The organism is Alicyclobacillus hesperidum subsp. aegles (genome assembly GCF_027923525.1).
GTDB lineage: Bacteria > Bacillota > Bacilli > Alicyclobacillales > Alicyclobacillaceae > Alicyclobacillus > Alicyclobacillus aegles.
Genome location: NZ_BSBJ01000076.1, coordinates 1 through 269, shown reverse-complemented (window position 1 = coordinate 269; position 269 = coordinate 1). Strand labels below are relative to the sequence as shown.

1 rRNA gene is annotated in these 269 nt (G+C 56.9%); it reads left to right on the top strand.

Annotated features, from left to right (window positions below):
* Window positions 1-269, top strand: a 23S ribosomal RNA gene (locus QMF38_RS14725); the annotation flags it as partial.

The window sequence follows — 269 nt, the reverse complement described above, 5'->3', positions numbered from 1 at the left end:
AAAGAACCGCGGGAGCGGAGTGAAAGAGAACCTGAAACCGTGTGCTTACAAGCAGTCGGAGCACCGAGAGGTGTGACGGCGTGCCTTTTGTAGAATGAACCGGCGAGTGATGATGACAAGCGAGGTTAAGGCAAAGGAGCCGAAGCCGAAGCGAAAGCGAGTCTGAAGAGGGCGAATGAGTTTGTTGTCATCGACCCGAAACCGGGTGATCTACCCCTGGTCAGGGTGAAGTGCGGGTAACACCGCATGGAGGCCCGAACCCACTGGCG